At 70.5% G+C, this 24,717-nt stretch carries 22 protein-coding genes; 12 read left to right on the top strand and 10 right to left on the bottom strand.

Features of this window, described 5'->3' with window-relative positions; genetic code table 11:
* Positions 1 to 66 precede the first annotated feature (66 nt).
* Positions 67 to 612 (top strand): YbhB/YbcL family Raf kinase inhibitor-like protein, encoded by a 546-nt coding sequence (locus RHM57_RS16960; protein WP_134449188.1) that lies wholly within the window; start codon positions 67 to 69, stop codon positions 610 to 612.
* A gap of 96 nt (positions 613 to 708) precedes the next feature.
* Positions 709 to 1,689, top strand: a complete 981-nt coding sequence (locus RHM57_RS16955; RefSeq protein WP_241975507.1) for an alpha/beta hydrolase — start codon at positions 709 to 711, stop codon at positions 1,687 to 1,689.
* Between the two features lie 10 nt (positions 1,690 to 1,699).
* Here RHM57_RS16955 and RHM57_RS16950 read toward each other — a convergent pair whose 3' ends face one another.
* On the bottom strand, positions 1,700 to 2,338 hold the full coding sequence (locus RHM57_RS16950) for a LysE family translocator (protein ID WP_134449187.1): 639 nt from the start codon (positions 2,336 to 2,338) through the stop codon (positions 1,700 to 1,702).
* A gap of 42 nt (positions 2,339 to 2,380) precedes the next feature.
* On the opposite strand from RHM57_RS16950, the gene RHM57_RS16945 reads away from it, so the two are divergent.
* Complete coding sequence (locus tag RHM57_RS16945; RefSeq protein WP_134562101.1) at positions 2,381 to 2,944, top strand: acyl-CoA thioesterase; 564 nt, start codon at positions 2,381 to 2,383, stop codon at positions 2,942 to 2,944.
* Positions 2,945 to 3,035: 91 nt separating this feature from the next.
* Here the strand turns inward: RHM57_RS16945 and RHM57_RS16940 are convergent, their stop codons facing one another.
* The 5 genes from RHM57_RS16940 to RHM57_RS16920 all read right to left on the bottom strand — a co-directional run bounded on the left by RHM57_RS16940 (position 3,036) and on the right by RHM57_RS16920 (position 7,853).
* On the bottom strand, positions 3,036 to 3,569 hold the full coding sequence (locus RHM57_RS16940) for an SRPBCC domain-containing protein (protein WP_134560684.1): 534 nt from the start codon (positions 3,567 to 3,569) through the stop codon (positions 3,036 to 3,038).
* A gap of 125 nt (positions 3,570 to 3,694) precedes the next feature.
* Positions 3,695 to 5,311: an NAD(P)/FAD-dependent oxidoreductase gene (locus RHM57_RS16935; protein WP_322188890.1), complete on the bottom strand. Its 1,617-nt coding sequence runs from the start codon at positions 5,309 to 5,311 to the stop codon at positions 3,695 to 3,697.
* A gap of 66 nt (positions 5,312 to 5,377) precedes the next feature.
* Positions 5,378 to 6,313 carry an aldo/keto reductase gene (locus RHM57_RS16930; RefSeq protein ID WP_322188888.1) on the bottom strand — a complete coding sequence of 312 codons (936 nt, stop codon included), beginning with the start codon at positions 6,311 to 6,313 and terminating at the stop codon, positions 5,378 to 5,380.
* Positions 6,314 to 6,460: 147 nt separating this feature from the next.
* Positions 6,461 to 6,865 carry an META domain-containing protein gene (locus tag RHM57_RS16925; RefSeq protein ID WP_134562105.1) on the bottom strand — a complete coding sequence of 135 codons (405 nt, stop codon included), beginning with the start codon at positions 6,863 to 6,865 and terminating at the stop codon, positions 6,461 to 6,463.
* A 106-nt stretch (positions 6,866 to 6,971) separates the two neighbouring features.
* Positions 6,972 to 7,853, bottom strand: a complete 882-nt coding sequence (locus tag RHM57_RS16920; protein WP_134449181.1) for a LysR family transcriptional regulator — start codon at positions 7,851 to 7,853, stop codon at positions 6,972 to 6,974.
* A gap of 163 nt (positions 7,854 to 8,016) precedes the next feature.
* On the opposite strand from RHM57_RS16920, the gene RHM57_RS16915 reads away from it, so the two are divergent.
* From RHM57_RS16915 to RHM57_RS16900, 4 genes are all read left to right on the top strand, one after another.
* A complete protein-coding gene (locus RHM57_RS16915; protein ID WP_322188886.1) occupies positions 8,017 to 11,643 on the top strand; it encodes a bifunctional proline dehydrogenase/L-glutamate gamma-semialdehyde dehydrogenase in 3,627 nt (1,208 codons plus the stop codon).
* A 219-nt stretch (positions 11,644 to 11,862) separates the two neighbouring features.
* Positions 11,863 to 12,885, top strand: a complete 1,023-nt coding sequence (locus RHM57_RS16910; RefSeq protein ID WP_134449179.1) for a 3-oxoacyl-ACP synthase III — start codon at positions 11,863 to 11,865, stop codon at positions 12,883 to 12,885.
* Positions 12,886 to 12,896: 11 nt separating this feature from the next.
* A complete protein-coding gene (locus RHM57_RS16905; RefSeq protein WP_322189887.1) occupies positions 12,897 to 15,752 on the top strand; it encodes an alpha/beta fold hydrolase in 2,856 nt (951 codons plus the stop codon).
* A gap of 5 nt (positions 15,753 to 15,757) precedes the next feature.
* The gene (locus RHM57_RS16900; protein WP_134449270.1) at positions 15,758 to 16,723 is read left to right on the top strand and encodes an NAD-dependent epimerase/dehydratase family protein; all 966 of its coding nucleotides are present in this window, start codon (positions 15,758 to 15,760) and stop codon (positions 16,721 to 16,723) included.
* 45 nt (positions 16,724 to 16,768) lie between these two features.
* Here RHM57_RS16900 and RHM57_RS16895 read toward each other — a convergent pair whose 3' ends face one another.
* The gene (locus RHM57_RS16895; protein ID WP_322188884.1) at positions 16,769 to 17,131 is read right to left on the bottom strand and encodes a GntR family transcriptional regulator; all 363 of its coding nucleotides are present in this window, start codon (positions 17,129 to 17,131) and stop codon (positions 16,769 to 16,771) included.
* A gap of 93 nt (positions 17,132 to 17,224) precedes the next feature.
* Here RHM57_RS16895 and RHM57_RS16890 point away from each other — a divergent pair, with 93 nt between their 5' ends.
* Together RHM57_RS16890 and RHM57_RS16885 are read left to right on the top strand one after the other, a co-directional pair.
* Complete coding sequence (locus RHM57_RS16890; protein ID WP_134449177.1) at positions 17,225 to 17,677, top strand: YdeI/OmpD-associated family protein; 453 nt, start codon at positions 17,225 to 17,227, stop codon at positions 17,675 to 17,677.
* A 108-nt stretch (positions 17,678 to 17,785) separates the two neighbouring features.
* Positions 17,786 to 18,559, top strand: a complete 774-nt coding sequence (locus tag RHM57_RS16885) for an ABC transporter permease (protein ID WP_198413731.1) — start codon at positions 17,786 to 17,788, stop codon at positions 18,557 to 18,559.
* Between the two features lie 40 nt (positions 18,560 to 18,599).
* Here RHM57_RS16885 and RHM57_RS16880 read toward each other — a convergent pair whose 3' ends face one another.
* The gene (locus RHM57_RS16880; RefSeq protein ID WP_134449176.1) at positions 18,600 to 19,037 is read right to left on the bottom strand and encodes an Lrp/AsnC family transcriptional regulator; all 438 of its coding nucleotides are present in this window, start codon (positions 19,035 to 19,037) and stop codon (positions 18,600 to 18,602) included.
* A gap of 275 nt (positions 19,038 to 19,312) precedes the next feature.
* Between RHM57_RS16880 and ddaH the strand changes: the two genes are divergently transcribed.
* Positions 19,313 to 20,170: a dimethylargininase gene (ddaH, locus tag RHM57_RS16875; RefSeq protein ID WP_134449175.1), complete on the top strand. Its 858-nt coding sequence runs from the start codon at positions 19,313 to 19,315 to the stop codon at positions 20,168 to 20,170.
* Positions 20,167 to 21,465: an ornithine--oxo-acid transaminase gene (rocD, locus tag RHM57_RS16870; RefSeq protein ID WP_322188882.1), complete on the top strand. Its 1,299-nt coding sequence runs from the start codon at positions 20,167 to 20,169 to the stop codon at positions 21,463 to 21,465. The genes ddaH and rocD overlap by 4 nt, the downstream gene beginning before the upstream one ends.
* Positions 21,466 to 21,531: 66 nt before the next feature.
* On the opposite strand, the gene RHM57_RS16865 is transcribed toward rocD, so the two are convergent.
* Both RHM57_RS16865 and RHM57_RS16860 read right to left on the bottom strand, forming a co-directional pair.
* Entirely contained in the window at positions 21,532 to 22,794 is a 1,263-nt protein-coding gene (locus RHM57_RS16865) for an alpha-hydroxy acid oxidase (RefSeq protein WP_134449173.1), read from the bottom strand.
* A gap of 81 nt (positions 22,795 to 22,875) precedes the next feature.
* The gene (locus RHM57_RS16860; RefSeq protein WP_241985118.1) at positions 22,876 to 23,685 is read right to left on the bottom strand and encodes a FadR/GntR family transcriptional regulator; all 810 of its coding nucleotides are present in this window, start codon (positions 23,683 to 23,685) and stop codon (positions 22,876 to 22,878) included.
* A 262-nt stretch (positions 23,686 to 23,947) separates the two neighbouring features.
* Here RHM57_RS16860 and RHM57_RS16855 point away from each other — a divergent pair, with 262 nt between their 5' ends.
* A complete protein-coding gene (locus RHM57_RS16855) occupies positions 23,948 to 24,715 on the top strand; it encodes a dienelactone hydrolase family protein (protein ID WP_322188880.1) in 768 nt (255 codons plus the stop codon).
* The last annotated feature ends 2 nt before the right edge of the window (positions 24,716 to 24,717 follow it).

Raw genomic sequence — 24,717 nt, 5'->3', positions numbered from 1 at the left:
AGCGAGGGCGCCTGGCGCCTAAACTGGGGGCAGCCCGCACAAGAACCCCCGCCGCCAGGCGGACCCATGACCACCGCCGATCCGCTCGCCGTCTACGGCGAGGTGCCGCTCTTCACGCTCTCGAGCACGGATGTGACCGACGGGGCACCGCTTTCGGCCGCGCAGTTCGGCGAGGAAGCCGGTGGCCTCGACCGGTCGCCGCAGCTGTCCTGGAGCGGGTTCCCCGCCGACACGAAGAGTTTTGCGGTCACTCTCTACGACCCGGATGCCCCGACCGGCTCTGGCTTCTGGCACTGGGCGGTCTTCAACCTCCCGGCCGCCGTCACGTCCCTTCCCGCCGGAGCCGGCGCCCCCGGCGGTGCCCAGTTGCCCGCCGGCGCGGTCACCCTGCCCAACGAGCTGCGGCTCACCTCCTTCATTGGTGCCGGCCCGCCGCCCGGAACCGGCACCCACCGCTATCAGTTCATCGTGCACGCAGTGGATGTCCCCACTCTCGACCTCGACCCCGGGTCGACTCCCGCCGTGCTCGGCTTCACCCTCCGGTTCCACACCCTCGGCCGCGCGGTCATCGAGGCGACCGGAGCATTCGGCGGGGCGGCGCTGCACCCCTAGAAGGCCTGTCCCCGACAGGAACATGAGGGCTTCTCAGGTCGCTCACACGCGCGGGACCTAGGTTCGTGCTGTGAACCAGATCCGCAGCACCCTCGCATGACCGCAGGAACCACCCTGAAACCCCGAGAAACCAGCCTCCGCCGTGTGCCCGTATGGGTCTGGCGGGCCTTGATGATCCGGCTCTCACCCGGCGAACTGCACAAGTTCAACCTCCAGCCGATCGATACTGTGGACTACCACATCGACGTCGACTACGTCGGGGATGAGAGCCGTGACCACCGGCTCGACGTGATGGTGCCGCACGACCCTGCCGGGCCGCTTCCGGTCTACGTGTACTTCCACGGGGGCGGCTGGACCTCCGGCGACAAGGCGCCGCTCACCAAGTACTGTGCGAGCCAGGCCGCAGACGGCATGGTCGTCGTCAACGCCAACTACCGGATGGCCACCCGGTTCCAGCTCAGGCACATGCTCGAGGACGGCAATGCGGTGCTCGACTGGGTGGCCCGCAACATTGCCGACTTCGGCGGGGACCCCACCCGGATCGTGCTCGGTGGGGATTCGGCCGGCGGTCACATCGCGGCGCTCCTGGCGGCATCCGCTTTCGAGCCGGAGCTCGCGGCCCACTACGGCATCGAACCCCACGTGGATCCGGGCAACCTCCGCGGCCTCGTGCAGCACTGCAGCATCGCCGACCTCTCGGTGATGTTCGAGCGCGGCTTCGTGCTGAGCCTCAACTTCCTGCGCATGCTGCTGCCCGAGCGGGGGCGCGGAGTCGTGCTGCGGGCCGCGGCGCGGTTCATGAACCCGATCGAATGGCTCGACAGCGGGTTCCCTCCGGTCTTCGTCACGACGAGCGAACGGGACTACTTCTACCGGGCGAACCTGAACTTCATCGCGGCGCTCAAGCGCAGGTCGATTCAGGTGGACAGCCTGATCTACGACCGGCGACAGGCGAACACCCATCACACCTGGCAGCAGGACGCGCGGCATCCGGAATCGCAGGAGGTGTACCGCCGTCTCGGCGCGTTCGTCCGTCGCGTCGCGGCCCTGCCCGTCCCGGTCCCCGTCGCCGTCTAGGGACGGCGGGTCAGCTCTGGGCGCCGGTCGCGGCGAGGACGCCGCCGAGGCCGATCATCATGACCCCGCCGCCCGCTGAAAGCTTCTCCAGCCGTTTCGGCGACTTCGCGAACCAGTCCCGCGCCGAGCCGGCGGCGATGGCCCAGACGCTGTCTCCGGCGAGGGCGAGCACCACGAAGACCGTGCCGAGGGTGAGGAGTTGCAGCGGCACCGCGCCCGCACGGTAGTCGACGAACTGGGGAAGCACGGCGACGAAGAACACGATGGACTTGGGGTTTGTGGCGCCGACGACCGACCCTTCGGCGAGCAGCCGCCACCACGGCCGGGCGACGAGCGTGACGCCGCGGGTCCGCGTGACCGCGCCGCGGTACCGGATCGCGTGGATGCCGAGGTAGACGATGTATGCGGCCCCGACGACCTTGACGATCGTGAACACCACGATCGACTGGGTCACGATCGCGCCGAGGCCGAGCGCGACGGCCGCGATGAGGGGCAGCATCCCGAGGGCGTTCCCGAGCACGCTCAGGAATCCGCCGAGGCGCCCGAGCGCCAGGGAGCGTCCGATCACGAACAGCACGGTCGGCCCCGGAAGCGCGATGAGGGCGACGGAAGCGAGCGCGAAGGTGAGCAGGTGATCGATCGGGACCATACCGGAATGCTACCCAATCGCCCGAGGCGTTAACATCGCAGGATGCATATGCTGATCCGCACCCTCTTCCACGGCTGGCTGTCGAAGCGGGGCCCCCGCGTCGGGTCCTACGACGTCGTCAGAACCCGGTTCGTGACCCTCCCGACCGACCAGGACATCCTGCGGCACATGAACAACGGGGTGTACCTGTCGATCATGGACATCGCCAGGCTCGACCTGCTGCACCGTACCGGCATCTGGCCGATCTTCACCGCACGCGGCTGGTACCCCGTCGTCGTGAGCGAGACCATCAGCTTCCGTAAATCGCTCACCGTCGGCCAGCGGTTCACCGTCGAGTCGCGCATCCTCGGTTTCGACGAGAAGGCCGTCTACGTGGAGCAGCGCTTCGTGCGACCGGATGCCGACGGTAACCCCGAGATCCTCGCGCTCGGCTTCATCCGGGGCCGCTTCCTCAAGCGCAGCGGGGGCGTCGTCGGAATCGAGGAACTGCTCGCCGCCGTCGGACCGGCGCCCGCCGGCCTCACCGTCCCGGCGTGGCTGCTCGAGTGGAGCGCCGACGTCGCCCTGCCCGCGACCCGCGCGGCCGCGCCGAGTCTCTGGGAGTAGCCGGCGGCAGCGGCCGTTTCGGCAGCGGGCACAGCCGCTTTGGCGCGCCGACGTCCGGGAGGGCTCGCACCCTCGGGGACGGTCGGCAGGACTATGCGCGCGGCGGTGCGGGGACGGGAACGACCGGGGGCTTGTCCGGGACGATGAGCTCGGAGTAGTAGAGCTCGTGCGCGCCCGCGTAGTGCTCGTGGCCGGGCACGGGGTGCCCCGTGCGCATCGCGACGAGGCGATCCAGGTAGTAGTCCCAGAACGGCCCGACGCGTGCCGCATCCGCAGCGGAGTGCAGGCGCTGCCCGAGGGTGAGCGTGGTCATGCCCGCGCCTTCGACGAGGTGCAGGATCAGGTGCCTCGCCGCGTCCCCTTCGCCGAGGTTGACGGTGAACCGCTTCGGCGGGATGCACTTGAGGATCGTCACGTACGTCCACTCGGCATCCGTTTCGGAGAGCTTGAAGCGCACGGCGCCTGTCTCCGGCGCACCGGTGTACGTGCCGATCCACCCGGCGAGGCCGCCTGGCCGGCTGACGCTCGCCCAGACGTCGTCGATGGGGGCGGTGAAGAGCCGATCGAGCATGAGGTACAGCCCGTCCTCGCGATGGGCAAGGCGACCGGTGGGTTTGGCTGACATGGGGACCTCCGCGATGAGTGAAACACGAGCCGTGCCTTCAGGCTAAACCCGTTGGGCGTTCCCGTGCCACAGCATCGCCCGACGGCTCCGTCAGCGAGCCCCCGGCCGCGGGTTCGGCCGTCGTTTCAGTCGTCGAGCTCTGCCTCGAGGACCGCCATTGCGGCGTTGTGCCCGCCGATGCCGCTGACCCCGCCGCCGCGCCGGGCGCCCGCGCCGCAGACCAGGATGCGCGGGTGCCGGGTCGCGACGCCCCAGCGCTCCGCCGCGGTGTCCCTCGGGGCGTCGTCGTCGAGGAACGGCCACTCGAGGGGACCGTGGAAGATGTTCCCGCCCGGCATTGCGAGGGCGTGTTCGAGGTCGAGGGTCGTCTTCGTCTCGATGCAGGGCCTGCCGGCGGCATCGGTCAGCATCAGGTCCTCGATCGGCTCGGCGAGAACCGAGTTGAGCGAGGCGAGCACGGCCTCCTGCAGCCTCGTCCGGGTGGCGTCGTTGTTCTCGTCGCTCAGCCAGCGGTTCGGCGCGTGCAGGCCGAAGACGGTGAGGGTGTGTGCGCCGGATGCCGCGAGTTCCGGCGAGAGGATGCTCGGGTCGCTCAGGGAGTGGCAGTAGATCTCGCACGGCAGCCGGTCCGGGATGATCCCGCGGACGGCCTCGTCGTACGCGCCTTCGAGCTGGGTGTACGTCTCGTTGATGTGGAAGGTTCCGCCGAACGCAGCCTCGGGGGAGACCGTCGTGTCGCGGAGCCGCGGCAGCCGGCGCAGCAGCAGGTTGACCTTGACCTGGGCGCCCTCCGGCTTCGGGAGGGCCCCTGGCGCGTCCGCACGCGCGGCCCCTGTCGTGCCCCGGCCGCCGGCATCCGCTTCGAGGAGCTGCTCGAGCACCCAGGGGGCGACCCCCGAGAGCACGACCGTCCCGGCGACCTCGCGGATGCTGCCGCCGCGCCGGTAGCGCACGGTTCCGTCCGGGCTGACGCTCGTCACCTCGGCGTCGGTCACGATCCGGGCGCCCGCCTGCCGCGCCGCCTTCTCGAGTTCGCCCGTCACGGCGCCCATCCCGCCGATCGGAACGTCCCAGTCCCCGGTCCCGTTGCCGATCACGTGGTAGAGGAAGCAGCGATTCGCGGCAAAGTCGCCCGCCTCCGCCGACGTGAAGGTGCCGATCAGGCCGTCGGTCGCGACGACGCCGCGCACGAGGTCGTTCGTGAATGCCTCGGTGATGGTCCGGCCGAGCGGATGTTCGACGAAGCGCTCCCACAGGGAGTCGTCGCCGAGCAGGAGCCTGGCCTCTGAGCGGGTCGGCAGGGGTTCGCAGACCGTGGGGAAGAGCGCCAGGGCGAGCCGCCCGGTGTCGGCGTAGAAGGCGGCCCAGGCATCGGAATCGGCTCCGGCGCCGATCCGGTCGAAGCTCGCCCTGGTGGCTTCGGCGTCGCCGTTGTCGACGAGGAGGCCGCCGGCCGGGTCGGCCGGGTTCGGCGTGTATGAGGAGAAACGCCTGCGGGCGAGGCCGATCTCGAGGCCGAGTTCCTCGATGATCCGTTGCGGCAGCAGGCTGACGAGGTAGGAATAGCGCGAGAGGCGGGCGTCGACGCCCGCGAACGCCTCGGCGGAGACCGCGGCACCGCCGACGTGTTCCGCGCGCTCGAGAACGATCACGCTGCGGCCGGCGAGGGCGAGGTACGCGGCGGCGGTCAATCCGTTGTGGCCGCCGCCGACGATGACAACGTCATGAGTGGGTTCCGTCACGCCTCGAGACTAGCAACGGGTGCCGCCGCGTGCGGGCCGGCGCGGGACATCCGGCCCGGACGGCGATCAGGGAACGATGTGCCCGGCAGCGCGGAACAGCTCGTACCACTCGGCCCTGGTGAGGGTCACGTCGGACCCCTGGGCCGCCCCGGTGACGCGTCCGGGGGTGGTGGTGCCGAGAACGACCTGCATCCTGGCGGGGTGCCGGAGGATCCAGGCGGTCGCGATAGCGATCGGCGGGACGCCGTAGTGGGCGGAGAGCCTGTCGATGACGGCGTTGAGTTCGGGGTACTCGGGAGAGCCGAGGAACACCCCCGAGAAGAAGCCGGCCTGGAACGGCGACCATGTCTGGATGGTGATGTCGTTCAGGCGACAGTAATCGACGATTCCGCCCCCGTCGCGGGTCACGGCCTGCTCCTGCCCGCTCATGTTCGCGGCGACCCCCTGCGCGATGATCGGCGCATGCGTGAGCGAGAGCTGCAGCTGGTTGACGACGATCGGCTGGCGCACGTGCTTCCGGAGCAGGTCGATCTGGCGCGGTGTGTGGTTCGAGACGCCGAATGCCCGGACCTTGCCCGTGGCTTCGAGTTCGTCGAACGCGCGGGCGACCTCCTCGGGTTCGACGAGGGCGTCGGGGCGGTGCAGCAGCAGGATGTCGATGTGGTCGGTCCGCAGGGCTGCGAGGGACCCCTCGACGGATTCGATGATGTGCTCGTAGGAGAAATCGAAGTACGGCCCGTCCCCGACGATTCCCGTCTTGGTCTGGATCGTGATCTCGTCACGCTGGGAGGGGGTGAGCTGCAGCGCCTCCCCGAAGCGGCGTTCGCAGCCGTGCAGTTCGGAGCCGTAGATGTCGGCGTGGTCGAGGAAGTCGATCCCGGCGTCGCGGGCGGTGCGCACGAGTTCGCGGACCTCGTCGTCGCTCTTCTCCTGGATGCGCATCAGGCCGAGGATGACGTTCGGAGCGACGATATCGGTGCCGGGCAGGGTGAAAGTCTTCATGTGGATTCACGCTAGGCGAGGCGGGTACAGAAGTAAAACAACTGACGGTGATGCGATTGAGAAGGGCGAACGATCAATGTATCGGCCGGGGCGGCGCGGTCGCCAGCGCCGCTCACCGCGGTCGCCGCTCCTCGCTGGCGTCGCCGATCAGGTCGGGTTGCTCGTCGGCTGGCGTTCGAGGGTGCCGATCTCTTTCCCGCCCTGGTCCGTGAGGGTCATCGTGGAGCCGTCGATGGTCGCGGACGTCGCGGATCCCAGCCAGGTATCGACACCCTCGCAGGCCATCAGGGTCGAGGCGATGGGCCCGAACTCGATCCGGTCCCCGCTCGTCTTCCAGGTGCCCACGAGCCGGTTGCAGCCGTCGGTGCCCGAGAGCGAACGGTCCTCGTGGAGCTCGAGGCTCGGCATCCGCGTGGCGTTGGGGTCGCCCCAGACGCCTGTCGCGGCGCTTTCGGCGGATGCCCCGCACCCGGACAGCGCGACGGCGACGCTTGCCGCCGCCGCGCCCACGAGAATTCGGCGGGCGAGGATGGTGATCACGGATGCTCCCATTCCGCACGCTGTCGCGGGCGTGCTCACCCCATTGAAGGCCCGCCCGTGACCATCGTCAAGGCGTGAGCATCGTCACGGCGCGACCGCCGTCAAGGCGCGACCGTCGTCACGGCGTGACCGCGCGGGCGAGCGCGTCGCGCACGGCGACGACGCCCGGCCGCTTCGTGCTCGAGCGGCGTGCCGCCGAGAAGAGGGTGCGGCGCGGGTGGCCGGGCAGGTCGACGAGGCGCACCGTGGGTTCGGCGCCGGCCCAGACCAGGTCGGGCAGGATGCCGACGGCGTTCCCCGATTCGATCAGGCGGATGTGCGCGATCAGGTCCGCGGTCTCGAACCGGACATCGGGTTCGAACCCGGCTTCGCGGCAGAGCTGGCTCGCCCACGACCGGGAGACGGTTCCTTCCGGTTCCATGACCCACGGCATCCGCGCCAGGCCTGCGAGATCAGCGCTCGCGCTCGCGGACGGCAGCGCGAGTCGCAGCGCATCCGTCGCCAGGTTGACCCTGTCGAGGTCCGCCCTGTGGGCACGCCCGTGCCCCGGGTACTGCTCGGCGAGGACGAGGTCGAAGTCCCTGGCACTCACTTCGAACAGGCCGCGCTCCGGCTCGCGCTCGGTCACCTCGACACGCAGCTGGGGGAATTCGGCGGCCAGGAGGGTCAACGCCCGGGGGATCACGGCGTGGGACGCGGACTGGAAGACCGCCACCCGCACGGTGCCCGAGACGGTCGTGAGCGAAGCCATCATCTCGGCCTCGGCGATCTCGAGCCGTTCGAGCAGGTGGGTGGTGTGGTCGACGAGGATCTCGGCCTGCGCGGTGAGCTGCACGCGGCGACCCACCTTGTGCAGGAGCTCGACGCCCGCCTCCTTCTCGAGCAGGGCGAGTTGCTGGGAGACCGCGGACGGGCTGTACGAAAGCGCCTCGGCGACCCCGGCGAGGGTCCCGCGGATCTTCAGTTCACGCAGCAGGCGCAACCTCCGGACGTCCAGCATCCCGTGCACCTTCCGCTCGGCTCCATTGCACACAAATCCTAACCACTACTCTGCACAAACGGTCGCTTTTACTTATCGGAAGTTCCCGCGACACTGGACTCAGATTCCGTCCCCCCGGAACGGCTCCCGGCCGTTGCGCGAGCGAAAGACTACCCTCGTGACCATGAGCAACTCACCGTCCGTCGTGCACCAGGCCCAGAGCGCGGAGGTTGTCACGCTCGTCAGGAAGTGGCTCGCGGAGAGCACCGCCATTCCGGCGGACGTCTCCGCAGAACGCCTCGCCGGCGTGCTCAAGGACCCGAACGGCCTCGACTTCACGGTCGGCTTCGTCGACGGCGTCATGCGCCCCCAGGACCTCATGGTCGCCGGCTACAACCTGCAGGCCGTCGCGAAGAAGGCCCCCGGCTTCCTGCCAGGGTACCTGCGCGGCGCCATCGGCCTCGGCGGCGTGCTCGGCCCCGTGCTGCCGTGGGTCGTCATCCCGGCCGCCCGCAAGGTGCTGCGACAGATGGTCGGCCACCTCGTCGTCGACGCGACGCCGGACAAACTCGGTCCCGCGATCGCGAGCCTGCGCGAATCCGGCAACCGGCTCAACATCAACCTGCTCGGCGAGGCCGTGCTCGGAGAGAAGGAAGCCCTGCGCAGGCTCGAGGGCACGAGGGAACTGCTCGCCCGCCCCGACGTCGACTACGTCTCGATCAAGGTGTCTTCGATCGCGAGCCAGCTCTCGATGTGGTCGTTCGACGAGGCCGTGACCCGGGTCGTCGAGAGGCTGACCCCGCTCTACGAGCTCGCCGCGGCATCCGCTGTGCCGAAGTTCATCAACCTCGACATGGAGGAGTACCGCGACCTCGACCTCACGATCGCGGTCTTCGAACGCATCCTGGACCAGCCCCGCCTGCTCGGCCTCGAGGCCGGCATCGTGCTGCAGGCGTACCTGCCCGACGCGCTCGGCGCCCTCCAGGGCCTGACCCACTGGGCGCAGAACCGGCGCGCGGCCGGGGGAGCCCCGATCAAGGTGCGCGTCGTCAAGGGCGCCAACCTCGCCATGGAACACGTCGACGCGATCGTGCACGACTGGCCGCTCGCGACCTACGGCACCAAGCAGGACGCGGACACGAACTACAAGCGGGTGCTCAACTGGGCGCTGACCCCGCAGAACACGGATGCCGTCCGCATCGGCGTCGCCGGGCACAACCTCTTCGACGTGGCGTGGGCCCACCTCCTCGCCAAGCGGCGCGGCGTCGACGACCGGGTCGAGTTCGAGATGCTGCTGGGCATGGCGACGAGCCAGGCCGAGGCCGTGAGCCGGGACGTCGGCAGGCTGCTGCTCTACACGCCCGTCGTCAACCCGGCCGAGTTCGACGTGGCGATCAGCTACCTGATCCGCCGCCTCGAGGAGAACGCGAGCCAGGACAACTTCATGTCCGCCGTGTTCGAACTCACGACCTCGCCCCCGCTCTTCGAACGCGAGAAGGAGCGCTTCCTCGCCTCACTCCGGGCACTCGAATCATCGGTCGGCCCCGAGGCCTTCGTGCCAGCGCCGAACCGAAGCCAGGACCGTTCTGCGGTCACCCAGCTCGAGGCGACAGAGTCTGCGGCCGAAGCGGCGCAGCACACCGACGATGACCTCGGCCTCACCAATGCCGTGCTCGGCTTCACCCGCGGCTCGCTCAGCGACACGGCCGCGGTCCTGACCCACGCGGGCGCGGGCGACGTGGCCGCCGGCATCCGCCGTTTCCACAACGAGCCGGACACCGACCCCTCGCTTCCGGCGAACCGCGCGTGGGGGCGCCGGATCCTCGCCCAGGTCGAGGGGTCACGCCTCGGCATCGACACGATCCTCGCCGCCCGCGTCGATACAGAGGAACAGCTCGACGCCATCATCGACACCGTCGCCGCGAGCGGCAACGAATGGGGCCAGCGCCCCGGCGGGGAGCGGGCCGCGATCCTGCACCGCGCCGGCCTCGCGCTCGCCGCGAACCGCGACCGCCTGATCGAGGTGATGGCCGCAGAGACCGGCAAGACCATCGCAGAGGGCGACCCCGAGGTGAGCGAGGCCATCGACTTCGCGCACTACTACGCCGAGAGCGCCCGGGCGCTCGACGCCGTGCAGGGCGCCATCTTCGTGCCCCCACGCCTCACCGTCGTGACCCCGCCGTGGAACTTCCCCGTCGCGATCTCCGCCGGCGGGGTGCTCGCCGCACTCGCGGCAGGCTCCGGCGTCATCGTGAAGCCCGCGAAGCTCGCCCAGCGCTCCGGAGCGGTCATGGTCGAGGCGCTCTGGGAGGCCGGAGTGCCCCGCGACCTCCTCGCGCTCGTCGACCTCGCCGACCGGGAGCTCGGCACCCGGCTGATCGGGCACCCCGCGGTCGACCGGGTCATCCTCACCGGAGCATACGAAACCGCGCAGCTGTTCCGGAGCTTCCGCGAGGACCTGCCGCTGCTCGCAGAGACGAGCGGCAAGAACGCGATCATTGTGACCCCGTCCGCCGACCTCGACCTCGCCGCCGCCGACGTCGTCAAGAGCGCGTTCGGGCACGCCGGACAGAAGTGTTCCGCAGCGAGCCTCGTCATCCTCGTCGGTTCCGTCGCCAGGTCCGAGCGTTTCCTCGGCCAGCTCGTCGATGCCGCGACGAGCCTGCGGGTCGGACGACCCTCCGACCCGGTCACCCAGATGGGCCCGCTCATCGAACCTGCCAACGGCAAGCTCCTGCACGCCCTCACCGAACTCGGCGTCGGCGAGAGCTGGCTCGTCGAACCGAAACAGCAGGGCGAGGACGGCGCGCTGTGGTCGCCGGGCATCCGCACGGGAGTCGCTCCCGGTTCCTACTTCCACCTCACCGAGTTCTTCGGGCCCGTGCTGGGAGTGATGCATGCGCGCACACTCGAGGAAGCCATCCGCTTTCAGAACGCGGTCGACTACGGGCTCACCTCCGGACTGCACTCGCTCGATCCCGAGGAACTCGCGACCTGGCTCGAGACGATCGAGGCGGGCAACCTGTACGTCAACCGGGGGATCACGGGCGCGATCGTGCAGCGCCAGCCGTTCGGCGGCTGGAAGCGCTCGTCGGTGGGAGCAGGCACGAAGGCCGGCGGCCCGAACTATCTCTACGGCCTAGGCAGCTGGGTGACCAACCCGGGCAGGAACAGTTCGACCCTGCACCTGCGCGGCCTCGAACCGAGCGTCACGCAGCTCATCGAGGGGTCGCAGCCCGTGCTCGACTATGCCGACTTCGACGTACTGCGCCGCTCGGCCCTCAGCGACGCGCTCGCCTGGCGCGAGGAGTTCGCGGCGGTCAGGGACGTCTCCGCGCTCGGCGTCGAACGCAACCTGTTCCGCTACCGGACGTTGCCCGTCACGGTGCGCCTCGCCGAGGACGGCACCCTGTCGAACCTGCTGCGGGTGCTCATCGCCGCGACCCTCTCGAAGTCGCGTTTCACGGTGTCGAGCGCGCTGCCGATGCCGCCGATCGTGCGGGGCGCCCTCGCCGAGCGTGAGATCCCGGTCACGGTCGAGAGCGACGCCGAATGGCTCGCCCGCGCCGCAGCCGGCGGCATCACGACGAGCCGGGTTCGGCTGATCGGCGGCGACCCGCTGACCGGGGCGACGGATGCGGCGGCCCAGCTCGCGCACGCCCTCCGCGGCAGCCCCGACGTGGCCGTCTACGCCCACCCGGTCACCCAGGCAGGCAGGGTCGAGTTGTTGCCGTTCCTCCGTGAGCAGGCGATCTCGATCACGGCGCACCGCTTCGGCAACCCGAGCACCCTCTCCGCCGGCATCATCTGACCGCCCCGCCCCGCCCCGCGCGCTCACCCGAACCGCGAGAGCGGAGTTTTGGCCCTTAAACCACGATGTTAAGGGCCAAAACTCCGCTCTCGCGGACGGGGTGGGCGGTCAGGGGGGAGCGGCACACAGCCTGCATACGAGGAACGATCAGTTGAGTGGGGGATAATACCGGGGACCGTGGCGTGCCAGCGGCGCCACAATTCGACAGGGGAACAGCACTTGGACGGAAACGCAACGACGTCGCACACAAACGTCGCGCTCTTGGCGGTCGCGAGCACCCTCGCACCGATCGTCACTACCTCGATCGAGATCGACCGTCGACTGCAGCCGGCCCTGAAACGCCTGCGTCTCCCGAGCGGCCTGCTCCAGCGCGTCGCCGGCGTCTACGAACGCCGCAACTGGGGCAGCGACCTCGCCTTCGACGACGCGGCCGTGTCAGCGGGCAAGCGTGCCCTGAGCGACGCGGGCGTCGAGCCGGGCCAGGTCGGTCTCCTGATCAACACCTCGGTCACCCGCAAGCACCTCGAGCCCTCCGTCGCCGTGCGCATCCACCACGGCCTCGGCCTGCCGTCGTCCGCCACCAACTTCGACATCGCGAACGCGTGCCTCGGGTTCGTGAACGGGATGACCCTCGCCGCGCAGCTGATCGACTCCGGCCAGGTCGACTACGCCGTGGTGATCGACGGCGAAGACGCCGACGAAATCCAGTCCAACACGATCGACCGGCTCGGGCGGCCCGACATCGGCCGCAAGGACTTCATGAGCGAATTCGCGAGCCTGACCCTCGGGTCAGGGGCGGCCGCGGCCGTCCTCGGACGTGCAGACCGGCATCCGGAAGGCCATCGCATGCTCGGCGGCGTCACCCGCGCCGCTACCCAGTTCAACGGGCTCTGCGTCGGCAGCGTCGACGGCATGTTCACCGACGCCAAGGCGTTGCTCAAGGGCGGCATGGAACTGGTCGTGTCGGCCTGGACGGAGGCGAAGCGCGACTGGAACTGGTCGAGCATGGACCGCTACATCCTGCACCAGGTCTCTGACGTGCACACCAACGCGATCGTGAAGGCCACCGGGCTCGACCGGGCGAGGGTGCCCCTCACCTACCCGCTGTTCGGCAACGTCGGGCCGGCGTCGATCCCGATCACCCTGGCCGAAGAGGCCAAGACCCTGCGTCGCGGCGACCGGGTGCTGCTCATGGGGGTCGGCTCCGGCCTCAACACCGCCATGATGGAACTGGCCTGGTGACCGGCCGCACCATGACCCACCCCCGGCAACAGCACCAGTACCGCCTGCCGCGCGCCGCTGCGACGCCCGCGCCGGCGTCCCTGCCGCCCGAGGGGCTGCCGGGACTCGACCCCGCGTTCTCGAGGCTGGTCGAGGCAGGGGAGCCGGGCGCCGGCATCCGCACCTGGCACCTGCTCGACAACGGGCCCGTGCTCGCGTCCCGCGGCATCACCCCGGTCGGCACGGTGCTGTGCGTGCACGGGAACCCGACCTGGTCGTACCTGTGGCGGTCGCTCGTGACGCAGGCGACGGATGCCGCCACGCGCGGCGAAGAGGCCTGGCGCGTGATCGCCGTCGACCAGCTCGAGATGGGCTTCTCCGAGCGCACCGGGACGGTGCGCCTGCTCGCCCGCCGGGTCGCAGACCTGGGCGACCTCACGGACGCGCTCGGCGCGGAACCGCTGGGACTCACCGGCCCGGTCGTCACCTTCGGCCACGACTGGGGCGGAGTCGTCTCGCTCGGCTGGGCGATCGACCACCCGGACCTGCTCGCGGGCGTGCTGCTGCTCAATACCGCCGTGCACCAGCCGGAGGACGCCGCGATCCCGGCGCCCCTGCGGCTGGCCCTTCAGGGCGGCGTGCTCGGCACGGCGACCGTCACGACGCCCGCGTTCCTCGACACGACGCTCGCGCTCGCGCATCCGCCGCTGTCCGCCGCCGTCAAACGCGCCTACCGGGCGCCGTACCGGGGAGCGGCCCGCCGGGGCGGGATCGGCGCGTTCGTCGCCGACATCCCGGTCGGTCCCGGATCCGTCAGCACGCCGGAACTCGACCGCATCGCCTCTGGCCTTCACGGCCTCGAGGTGCCGGCCCTGCTGCTCTGGGGTCCCACCGATCCGATCTTCAGCGACCGGTATCTCGACGATCTCCTCGACCGACTGCCCGACGCCGACGTTCACCGCTTCGAGGGGGCCGGGCACCTGGTGGCCGAGGACGTCGACTACGCCGCGGCCGCACTGACCTGGCTCGCCGACCGCGCCCCGCTCGCCGCCGTGCCTGCCGCCCTCACCGCCGCCCTCACCGCCGCCGGGCCCGTTCCGGTCGAGAGCGCCCGATCAGCCGGTCACTCTCGACCGGAACAGGACGTTTCGGACGGGGAACCCGCGCCCGAATCCGGCCGCGGCGACTACCGGCCGCTCTGGCACTACCTCGATGAATTCCGGGAGAGCGACGACATCGCACTCGTCGACATGGCGCCCGGTCACGGTGCCGCCCAGCTCAGCGTCAGCTGGCGCGAGCTGTCCGCGCGCGTGCGCCGGCTGGCCGCAGGGCTCTACCAGATCGGCGTCCGCAAGGGCGACCGGGTCTCGCTTCTCGTTCCTCCGGGCGCCGACCTCACGGCCGTGTTGTATGCCTGCGTGCGCATCGGCGCCGTCGTCGTGGTCGCGGATGCCGGTCTCGGCCTCCGCGGCCTGACCCGGGCCGTCCGGGGCGCGCGCCCAGACCACGTCATTGGAGCGACCCCCGGGTTGGTCGCCGCCCGGGCGCTCGGCTGGCCCGGCCAGAAGATCGCCGCGGTCACCCTCGCCAGGCCGCTTGCCAGGCTCCTCGACGTCTCCTTCACCGTCGCCGAGCTGGAGTCGCTCGGCACGGATGAGGGCCTGCCACCAGAGCCCACCGCGGCAGACACGGCAGCCGTGCTCTTCACGTCCGGGTCGACAGGGCCGGCCAAGGGCGTCGTCTACACGAACGGCCAGCTCGCCGCCGTCAGCCGGGCGCTTCGCGAGCAGTACGGCGTGGGCCCAGGGACGGGCCTCGTCGCCGGCTTCGCGCCGTTCGCCCTCCTCGGCCCCGCCCTCGGCGCACGCTCGGTGACCCCCGACATGGACGTCACGTCGCCGAAGACGCTCACCGCGACCGCGGTGGCCGCCGCTGTCGCCGCGATCGACGCATCCGTCGTGTTCCTGTCTCCGGCAGCCCTCACGAACGTCGTCGCGACCGCGGCACGCCTCACCCCCGCCGACCGGGCGTCCCTCGCCGCGGTGCGCAGCTTCCTGTCCGCAGGCGCGCCGGTCGCAGAGCCGCTCCTCGCGGCCGCAGCGCGGTTGATGCCGGACGCGACAGCGCATACCCCGTACGGCATGACCGAGGGCCTCCTGATGACGGATATCACCCTCGAGGGCATCCGGGTCGCGACCGCGGCCTCCGCTGGCGGCGTCTGCGTGGGATGCCCGACCGGGACCACCCGGATCCGGATCAGCGCTCTCGACGACCGGGGTGCGGCCACAGGCGCACTGTCCGAGGAGACCGGTGTCACCGGTGAGATCGTCGTCTCCGCGCCCCACGTCGAAGACCACTACGACCGGCTCTGGCTCACCGACCGGGCCGCCAGGCGCGGCGCGATCGCGGGCGAACGCTGGCACCGCACCGGCGACGTCGGCCACCTCGACGCCGACGGCCGGCTCTGGGTCGAGGGCCGGCTGCCGCACGTCATCGTCACCGCGGAGGGCGTCGTCACGCCGGTCGGCCCCGAGCAGGCCATCGAACGCGTTCGTCTGACCCCGCGCGATGCGGTCACCGCGGGTATGTCCGGCAGGCCGAACCCCGGACACCCCGGTGTCGCCCGTGCGGCCCTCGTCGGGGTCGGACCGGTGGGCACCCAACAGCTGGTCGCCGTCGTCGAGACGAGCCCGCCCGCCCGGCGGGTCGGACTCGCGACGGAGGCACTCGCTGCCGCGATCCGAACGGCATCGCCGGCACCTCTCGCTGCGGTGCTCGTGGTTCCCCAGCTGCCGACGGACATCCGGCACAATTCCAAGATCGACCGCAGCCGGCTCGCCCGGTGGGCGGGCGGCATCCTCTCCGGCGGGCGGATGACGCGACCGTGACCCCGTTGCGGGTGCTCGTCACCGGGGCGAGCGGTTTCCTCGGTCGCGCGGTCGCGGCAGAGCTGGTCGCGGCCGGACACGAGGTGAGCTGCTTCCAGCGGCGGCCGTCCGGCGTCGCAGGGGCCAGGGACCTGCTCGGTTCCGTGACCTCGGCCCGGGACGTGGATCATGCCGTCATCGGCATGGACGCCGTCGTTCACCTCGCGGCCAAGGTCTCCCTCGCGGGCGACCCGCGCGATTTCGAGGCCGTCAACGTCGGGGGCACCCGCTCCCTGCTCGCCGCGGCCGCGGATGCCGGGGTCTCGCGCTTCGTCTTCGTGTCGTCTCCCTCTGTGGCCCACGCCGGGACATCCATCGTCGGCAGCGATGCCGGCCCGGCGGATCCCGCTCGTGCCCGCGGCGACTACGCCCGGACCAAGGCCCGCGCGGAATTGCTCGCGCTCGACGCCGACTCTCCACTCATGCGGGTCGTGGCCGTGCGGCCGCACCTGGTCTGGGGCCCCGGGGACACCCAGCTCGTCGCCCGGATCGTCGAGCGGGCCAGGGCGGGGCGCCTTCCCCTGCTCGGGCACGGCGCAGCTCTCATCGACACGACCTACGTGGACAATGCGGCCACGGCGATCAGTGCAGCCCTCGACCGGGCGCGCGAGGTGCACGGCAACGCCTACGTGATCACCAATGGCGAGCCCCGGCCCGTCGCCGAGCTGCTCGCCGGCATGTGCCGGGCGGCCGGGGTCCGCCCACCGGCCTGGTCGGTTCCCGCCGCGCTCGCACGCGGCGGCGGCTCCGTGATCGAGGCCGCCTGGCGAGTGCGCCCGGGAGCCGACGAGCCCCCGATGACCCGCTTCCTCGCCGAACAGCTCTCGACCGCGCACTGGTTCGACCAACGCCGCACGCGCGCCGACCTGCACTGGACCCCCCAGGTGACCCTCGACGAGGGCTTCCGCCGCCTCGCCGCCGCATACACCTAGCTCCCCGCTTTCGCGGCTGGGCTGGGCGGGGCGCGTGCGGAGTGATCAGGGGCGGATGCCGAGCGCGGCCGAGACGAGCGCGAGCGCGTCGTCCGCGCCGAGGCCGAGCACGCGCATCCGTTCGGCGAAGTCGGCAGCGGCGCGTTGCGCCTGGCGCTGGGTCGGGTCGCCCGTTGCGGCGATGAAGGAACCCTGGCGGCCGCGGGTCTCGATCACCTCGCCCCGCTCGAGCTCGCGGTAGGCCCTGGCCACCGTGTTCGGGGCGAGTCCGAGTTCGTCGGCGAGCCGGCGCACGGTCGGCAGCTTGTCTCCGGGCGCCACGGCACCGGTCCGAACGGCCTCGAGCACCTGAAGCCGCAGTTGCTCGAACGGCGGCGTGGGGGAATGCTCGTCGATGGTCAGCTTCATGGTGCCGCACCCGGTTTCCTTGTGTTGGTTATGTACCAAGCTAGCCCGCAGGGACCCGTGCGCGGAACCGCTCGCTGCGGCATACTCGGTTCCATGAGATTCACGACCGTCCTCGAGCTTTCCGGCAAATCGGCAACGGGCATCCGCGTTCCCGAGGAGGTCGTCGCGGGCCTCGGCCCCGGCAAGCGCCACGCCATCACGGTCACGATCGGCGGTCATACCTACCGCAGCTCCGTCGCCCCCTACCGCGGCGCATTCATGATCGCGCTCAGCGCCGAGAACCGTGAACAGGCAGGCGTCGCCGCAGGGGACGAGATCGAGGTCGACGTCGAGCTCGACACCGAACCCCGGGTGGTCGAGGTGCCCGCAGACTTCGCCGCAGCGCTCGACGAGCAACCGGATGCCCGGGCCGCCTTCACGGCGCTGTCGTACAGCAACCAGCGCGCCCACGTCCTCGCGATCGAGAGCGCGAAGACGCCGGAGACCCGCCTGCGCCGGATCGAGGCGGCCCGGTCCGCACTCACGCCGGCCGCACCGACTCCCTAGCCTCCGGCCCGCCGTCGATTCCCGGTTCGGGAAGTGCTTTCCACTCAGAGGGCATGACTGACCCCGTGTGGAGCGAGGTCGAACCGGATGGCTCGCTAGGCTCAGAAGGTGACCTGGCCCGCCGACCTCCCCGCCGAACTGGGCGGACTCCTGCCCAGCCTCATCGGGGTGCTGCTGCTGATCGCGGTCGTGACCGCCCTGCTTCGCGGCTTCCACGTGCCCCGCCCGTACGCACCCGCCCTCGCGATCCTCCGGGGCACCCTCCAGCTCGCGGCGATCAGCCTCATCCTGAGCGGCATCATCTCCGATCCGCTCTGGGTCGGAGTCGGGCTCAGCGTGATGTTCATCGCCGCCGTGAGCACGGTCAACCGGCGTCTCGGGGCGACCCGGCAGCACTTCGGCTGGATCGCCGCAGCGATGGGCCTCGGCATCCTTGCGACACTCATCGTGGTGTTCTCGGTCGGCGCCATCGAATTCTCGCCGCGGTATGTGCTCTCCTACGGCGGAATCATCATCGGCAACGCGATGTCGATTGCGACCCTGACCGGCCGGCGCTTCGGCGAGGCCGTCACCGAGCACTGGGACGAGGTCGAGGGCTGGATGGCGCTCGGGGCGACCCCGCGGCAGTCGACGCTCGACCTGGCGCGCCGCGCCGTCTATTTCGCGATCATCCCCACGACCGACCAGACCAAGACCACGGGCCTCGTCACCCTGCCCGGAGCGTTCGTCGGCGCGATCTTCGGCGGAGCCTCGCCCCTCGAGGCCGGGCGCTTCCAGATCGTCGTGCTCGCCGGCATCCTCTGCGCCGGTGCGATCACGGCCGTCACCCTGATCCAGTTCCTCGCGCCGATCCGCATGAAGCCCGCCACGATCCCCACCTAGTCACCACCGACGAAGACCGCTCTCGCGGGCAGCGGCGCGGCTACTCGGCGGCGCGGTGGATGAGCCGGGAGAGCACGATCGCGCTGCGGGTGTGGTCGACGTTGGGTGCGAGGCGCACCTTCTCGAGTGCGGCCTCGAGCCCGGGAATGTCCCGCGCCCTGATGTGCACGATCGCGTCGGCGCTTCCCGTGACGGTGCCTGCGTCGACGACCTCCGGTACGCCGGAGAGGATGCGCAGGAGTTCGTCGGGGGCGACGGTCCCTCGGCAGAAGAGCTCGACATATGCCTCGGTGCTCATGCCATCGATCGCGGGGTCGACCTGGATCGTGAACCCGCGGATGATCCCGTCGGCGACGAGCCGGTCGACCCGGCGCTTGACCGCGGAGGCGGACAGCCCGACGACCGAGCCGATGTCCCCGTAGCCCGCGCGCGCATTCTGTCTCAGAAGGTCGAGTATGCCGCGGTCGAGGTTGTCCATTCCGAGAGTCTAGGGGGAATTCCGCGCACTGGCGTGGAATTCCTGCGCATATGCCGACGATCACGCCGATTATGCGCGCATATTGGCGTGCAACGTTGATTCACGCTGTGTGAGAATGAGGACGGCGTCTTTGCGCGGTGCCGTTCACCCGTTCGTTGTTCACTGTTCGACGTTCACGTTCGACCGCGCGGAGCTCTCATGAGTGACCTGGTCCGCCATCCACCCCGCGTTCCGATTCCGTCAGTAGCAGACGGAGCGCAGCCGAAGGAGACCTCATGACCATCGATCTCGACCCCACAACGACGCCGGAGACCGCGGCCACGGCCCCGGTGCGCACGGCCGTCAAGCGCACGGTGCTGATGTGCAAGCCCGACTACTTCACCGTCGTCTACCGGATCAACCCGTGGATGGACCCGGCCATCCCGACCGACACGAGCCTCGCCGTCGCCCAGTGGCAGACCCTCTACGACACCTACATCGGCCTCGGCTTCGACGTGCACCTGGTCGACCCGATCGACGGCCTGCCCGACATGGTCTACGCCGCCAACGGCGGTTTCGTCATCGACAACATCGCCTACGGCGCCGCGTTCACCTACCCGGAGCGCCAGCCGGAGGGCCCCGCCTACATGGACTGGTTCCGCGACAACGGCTTCGACGTCCGCGTGCCCGTCGAGATCAACGAGGGCGAGGGCGACTTCCTGCTCGTCGGAGACGTCATCCTCGCCGGCACCGGCTTCCGCAGCGCCTCGAACAGCCACGAAGAGGTGTCGGCGATCTACGGCCGCCCGGTGATCACGCTCAACCTCGTCAACCCGAGCTTCTACCACCTCGACACCGCGGTCGCCGTGCTCGACGACACCAACATCGCCTACCTGCCGAGCGCCTTCGACGAGCAGAGCCTCGCCGTGCTGCGCGAACGCTACCCCGACGCCATCATCGTCACCGAGGAGGACGCGGCGATCCTCGGCCTCAACTCCTACTCCGACGGCTACAACGTCGTCATCGCCGCCCGCGCGAAGGACTTCGAGCGCCAGCTCCGCGAACGCGGCTACAACCCGATCGGCGTCGACCTCTCCGAGCTCCTGCTCGGCGGCGGCGGCGTCAAGTGCTGCACCCTGGAGCTGCGCCGATGAGCACCGACACGAACATCCGTCCGGACGCGAACCGGGCCGACCAGACGAAGGATGCCGCACTCGGCACGCCGGGACAGGCATCCGCAACGCCCGCCGCCTTCATCGCCCTCGAAGAGGAGCATGCGGCCCACAACTACCACCCGCTTCCCGTCGTCGTCGCGACCGGCGACGGCGCCTGGGTGACGGATGTCGACGGCAAGCGCTACCTGGACTGCCTCGCGGCGTACTCCGCGGTCAACTTCGGCCACTCGAACCCCGTGCTTCTCGATGCCGCCCGAGCCCAGCTGGGCCGGATCACGCTCACGAGCCGCGCGTTCCACAACGACCAGCTCGGCCCGTTCGTCACGGCTCTCGCCGAGCTCGCCCACAAGGACATGGTGCTCCCGATGAACACGGGCGCCGAGGCCGTCGAGTCCGGGATCAAGGTCGCCCGCGCCTGGGGTTACCGCGTGAAGGGCGTCGCGCCGGACCAGGCGAACATCATCGTCGCCGGGGGCAACTTCCACGGCCGCACCACCACCATCATCAGCTTCTCCGACGACGAGTCGGCCCGCGCCGGCTTCGGCCCGTTCACGCCCGGGTTCCGCACCGTCCCGTTCGGCGACGCCGCGGCCCTCGAGGCCGCGATCGATGAGAACACTGTCGCCGTGCTGCTCGAACCCATCCAGGGCGAGGCCGGCATCGTCGTGCCGCCCGCCGGGTACCTTCCCTCTGTGCGCGAGATCACCACGCGCCGCAACGTGCTCTTCATCGCCGATGAGATCCAGTCCGGTCTCGGCCGCACCGGAGCGACCTTCGCGTGCGACCTCGTCGGCGTCGTGCCCGACCTGTACCTCCTGGGCAAGGCCCTCGGCGGCGGGATCGTGCCCGTCTCTGCGGTCGTCGGCAACCGGGACGTCCTCGGCGTCCTGCAGCCCGGCGAGCACGGCTCGACCTTCGGTGGCAACCCGCTCGCCGCGGCCGTCGGCCTCGCCGTCGTGCGGATGCTGGCCGAGGGCGAGTACCAGGAGCGCGCCCGCGTGCTCGGTGCGCACTTGCACGAAGCCCTCAATGGCCTCGTCGGGCGAGGAGTCGTCGCGGTCCGTGGCGCCGGGCTCTGGGCCGGAATCGACATCGACCCGTCGCTCGCGAGCGGCCGCGCCGTGTGCGAGGCACTCATGGTCCGCGGCGTCCTGGCCAAGGACACCCACGGCTCCACGATCCGGCTCGCCCCGCCGCTCTGCGTGTCCGAGGCCGACCTCGACTGGGCCGTCGCCCAGCTCGCGGCCGTCCTCGACGGGTTCGCCGTCGCCTAGCGTCCGCGTCAGGTCGGCGCGAACTTCAACGAGTCGGCTCGGCTGAAACGGGCAGTATCGGCCTCGCTAGCTTCGCGTCGCGGTCACGCCCTCCGGCCGGGCGATACGGCTCAGCCGGGCCAGCTGGGTGACGTGCCCGGGCTCGAGCTCCTCGAGGGACTTCACGCCGAGCAGTCGCATCGTGCGGGTGATCTGCTCCGACAGGATCGCGATCGCCCGGTCGACGCCGGCCTCGCCGCCGGCCATCAGCCCGTAGAGGTAGGCCCGGCCGACGAGGGTGAACCGTGCGCCGAGGGCCACGGCCGCGACGATGTCCGCGCCGCTCATGATGCCGGTGTCGAGGTGCACCTCGAGGTCGTTGCCCACCTCGCGGGCCACCTCGGGCAGCAAATGGAACGGGATCGGCGCGCGGTCGAGCTGGCGACCGCCGTGGTTGGAGAGGATGATCGCGTCGATGCCCATTTCGGCGAGCCTGGCGGCATCCGCCACGTTCTGAACGCCCTTGACGACGACCTTGCCCGGCCACTGCGCCTTGATCCAGGCGAGGTCTTCGAAGGTGACGGTCGGGTCGAACATGGTGTCGAGCAGTTCGCCGACGGTGCCGCTCCAGCGGTCGAGGGAGGCGAAGGCGAGCGGCTCGGTCGTGAGGAAGTTGATCCACCACTCCGGGCGCGGCAACGCGTTGACCACGGTGCCCACGGTGAGCTGCGGCGGGATGGAAAAGCCGTTGCGCTTGTCGCGGAGGCGCGCTCCGGCAACGGGCACGTCGACCGTCACGAGCAGCGTGTCGAAACCGGCCTTGGCGGCCCGGTCGACGAGCGCCATCGAACGGTCCCTGTCCTTCCACATGTAGAGCTGGAACCAGTTGCGTCCTGTGGGGTTGGCGGCCTTGACGTCCTCGATAGCGGTCGTGCCCATCGTGGAGAGCGAGAACGGGATGCCGGCCTTCGCTGCCGCGTGCGCGCCGGCGATCTCGCCCTCGGTCTGCATCATCCGGGTGAACCCGGTCGGTGCGATCCCGAACGGGAAAGCGACCGGAGCCCCGAGCACGTCCCAGCCCGTCGAGACCGTCGAGACGTCGCGGAGGATGGCGGGGTGGAACTCGATGTCCTCGAAGGCCTGGCGGGCGCGCGCGAGCGAGATCTCCGCCTCCGCTGCCCCCTCGGTGTAGTCGAAGGCAGCCTTGGGAGTGCGCCGCTTGGCGATCGCGCGCAGGTCATAGATGGTGAGGGCGCTCTCGAGGCGGCGCTTCTTCGCGTTGAGCTCCGGCACCTTGAACTGCATGAGTGGGGCGAGGTCTTTGATCTTGGGGATGCGTCGTTGGACCATGGTCAGGATTTCCGTTCTGGGGTTGGGCAGGGCGGGTCGGGGGCTGCGGCGGTCGGGAGATCGGGTGATCGGTGGGTCAGGTCAGGTCAGGTCGGCTCGGGAGGGGAGCGGCGCCCGGACGGGGTCGGGATCGCGCGGTCCCGCCGTGAGCCGGGTCTCGGCGTAGTACCCGGCGATGTGGGCCTGGACGGCGCGGCGGGCCGCGGCGGGGTCGGCCGCGCGAATGCACGCGACGATCTCGCGGTGTTCGAGCCTGAGGCGGGCGGATGTCTCCGCCCACGACCCGAGCGCGGCAACGCCCGCACGTGCGTACGCTTCGATCGCACTGCGGAGTCCGGCCATGGTCGCGGTGATGACCTGGTTCCCGGTTGCCTCGGCGAGGGCGAGGTGGAACTGGGCGTCGAGCGCGAGGAACTCGGACTCGGTCCGGCCCGGCGCATCCATCGCGTCGAGGAGCTGTTCAGCCGGTTCGAGCGACGCCGGTTCGAGCGACGCAGGGTCGTGCGCCTCGGCGAGTTCGGTGACGACGGCGGCCTCGAGCACGAGCCTGGTCTTCACGACGTCCTCGACCGGGAAGCCCTGGGCCGCGACCTGCAGTCGCATCAGCGCGGACATCCCGCCGCCGGGAAGCGCCACGATGATCGCCCCCGATGTCGGCCCGGAGCCCGTCGCGGTACGGATGAGTCCGAGCACCTCGAGCACCCGGATGGCCTCGCGCACGCTCGACCGGCCGACGCCGAGGGAGGCGGCGAGGGAGCGTTCGGGTGCGAGGCGATCCCCGGGTCGCAGCCGACCCGAGAGCAACTCGCCCTCGATCGATTCGAGCACGAGTTGCCAGGCCCTGCGTTCGTCGGGGAGTGCGCCCTGCGCGGGCACGGCGTCAACGGTCACGGGCTCCTCCTCGGCAATGGGGTGGTGTCGGTCGTTGCGGCGGCGGCCGTGAGACGAAGCCGCTGTGGTCTGACCACACACTACACGGCGACGCCTGCCCGGGTCCAGCCCTCTCCCCAACCCGCCCCTCCAACCGCGAGAGTACGAAAATGGCCCCTTCACGTCGTGAGGAGGGGCCATTTTCGTACTCTCGCGGAGTCGAAGGCGCGAACCATTGCGATAGGGTTCCTCCAACCCGAGCACGTCCAGGCCAGGAGGCCCCATGACCGCGAACCCAGCTCCCCAGCTGATCGACCTCGAACTTCCGGCCGCGAACGGCGGAAGCGCCGGACTCCGCGCGGTGCTCGGAGTGCCTGCCGGCTCCGGTCCCTGGCCCGGGGTTGTGCTCGTGCACGAGGCCTTCGGCATCAGTGACGTGATGCGCCGGCAGGTCGAACGACTGGCGGCGGCCGGCTACCTCGCACTGATGCCCGACCTCTTCACGGAGGGCGGCGCCCGGAAGTGCCTCGTCGCGACCTTCCGCGCCCTGACCGCGGGCGATGGACGCGCGTTCGTCGACATCGAGAACGCGCGGCACGCGCTCATCGCCCGGGCGGACTGCACGGGTGAGGTGGGTGTGCTCGGCTTCTGCATGGGCGGCGGCTTCGCGCTCGCGGCCGCCACGCGGGGGTTCGCCGCGGCATCCGTCAACTACGGCCGGCTGCCGAAAGACCTCGACGCAGCCCTGGCGGGTGCGTGCCCGATCGTCGGCAGCTATGGCGGCAGGGACCGCTCTCTCGTCGGCGCCGCTGCCCGGCTCGAGGGCGCGCTCGAGGATGCCGGCGTGCCGCACGACGTCAAGGAATACCCCACGGCCGGGCACTCCTTCCTCAACGATGCCGAAACAGGCCCGGCCGCGGTGCGCTTCCTCACGCAGCGTATCCTCGGCGCCGGCCCCGACCCGGAGGCCGCCGCTGACGCCTGGATCCGCATCGAGGCGTTCTTCGCCGAGCACCTCGCCTCGGCCGCGGACCCCACGCCCGCCGACTGACC

Source organism: Cryobacterium sp. 10S3 (genome assembly GCF_034344045.1).
GTDB lineage: Bacteria > Actinomycetota > Actinomycetes > Actinomycetales > Microbacteriaceae > Cryobacterium > Cryobacterium glucosi.
Note: the sequence above shows the minus strand (reverse complement) of the source record. Positions and strands in the feature narration are given on the sequence as shown.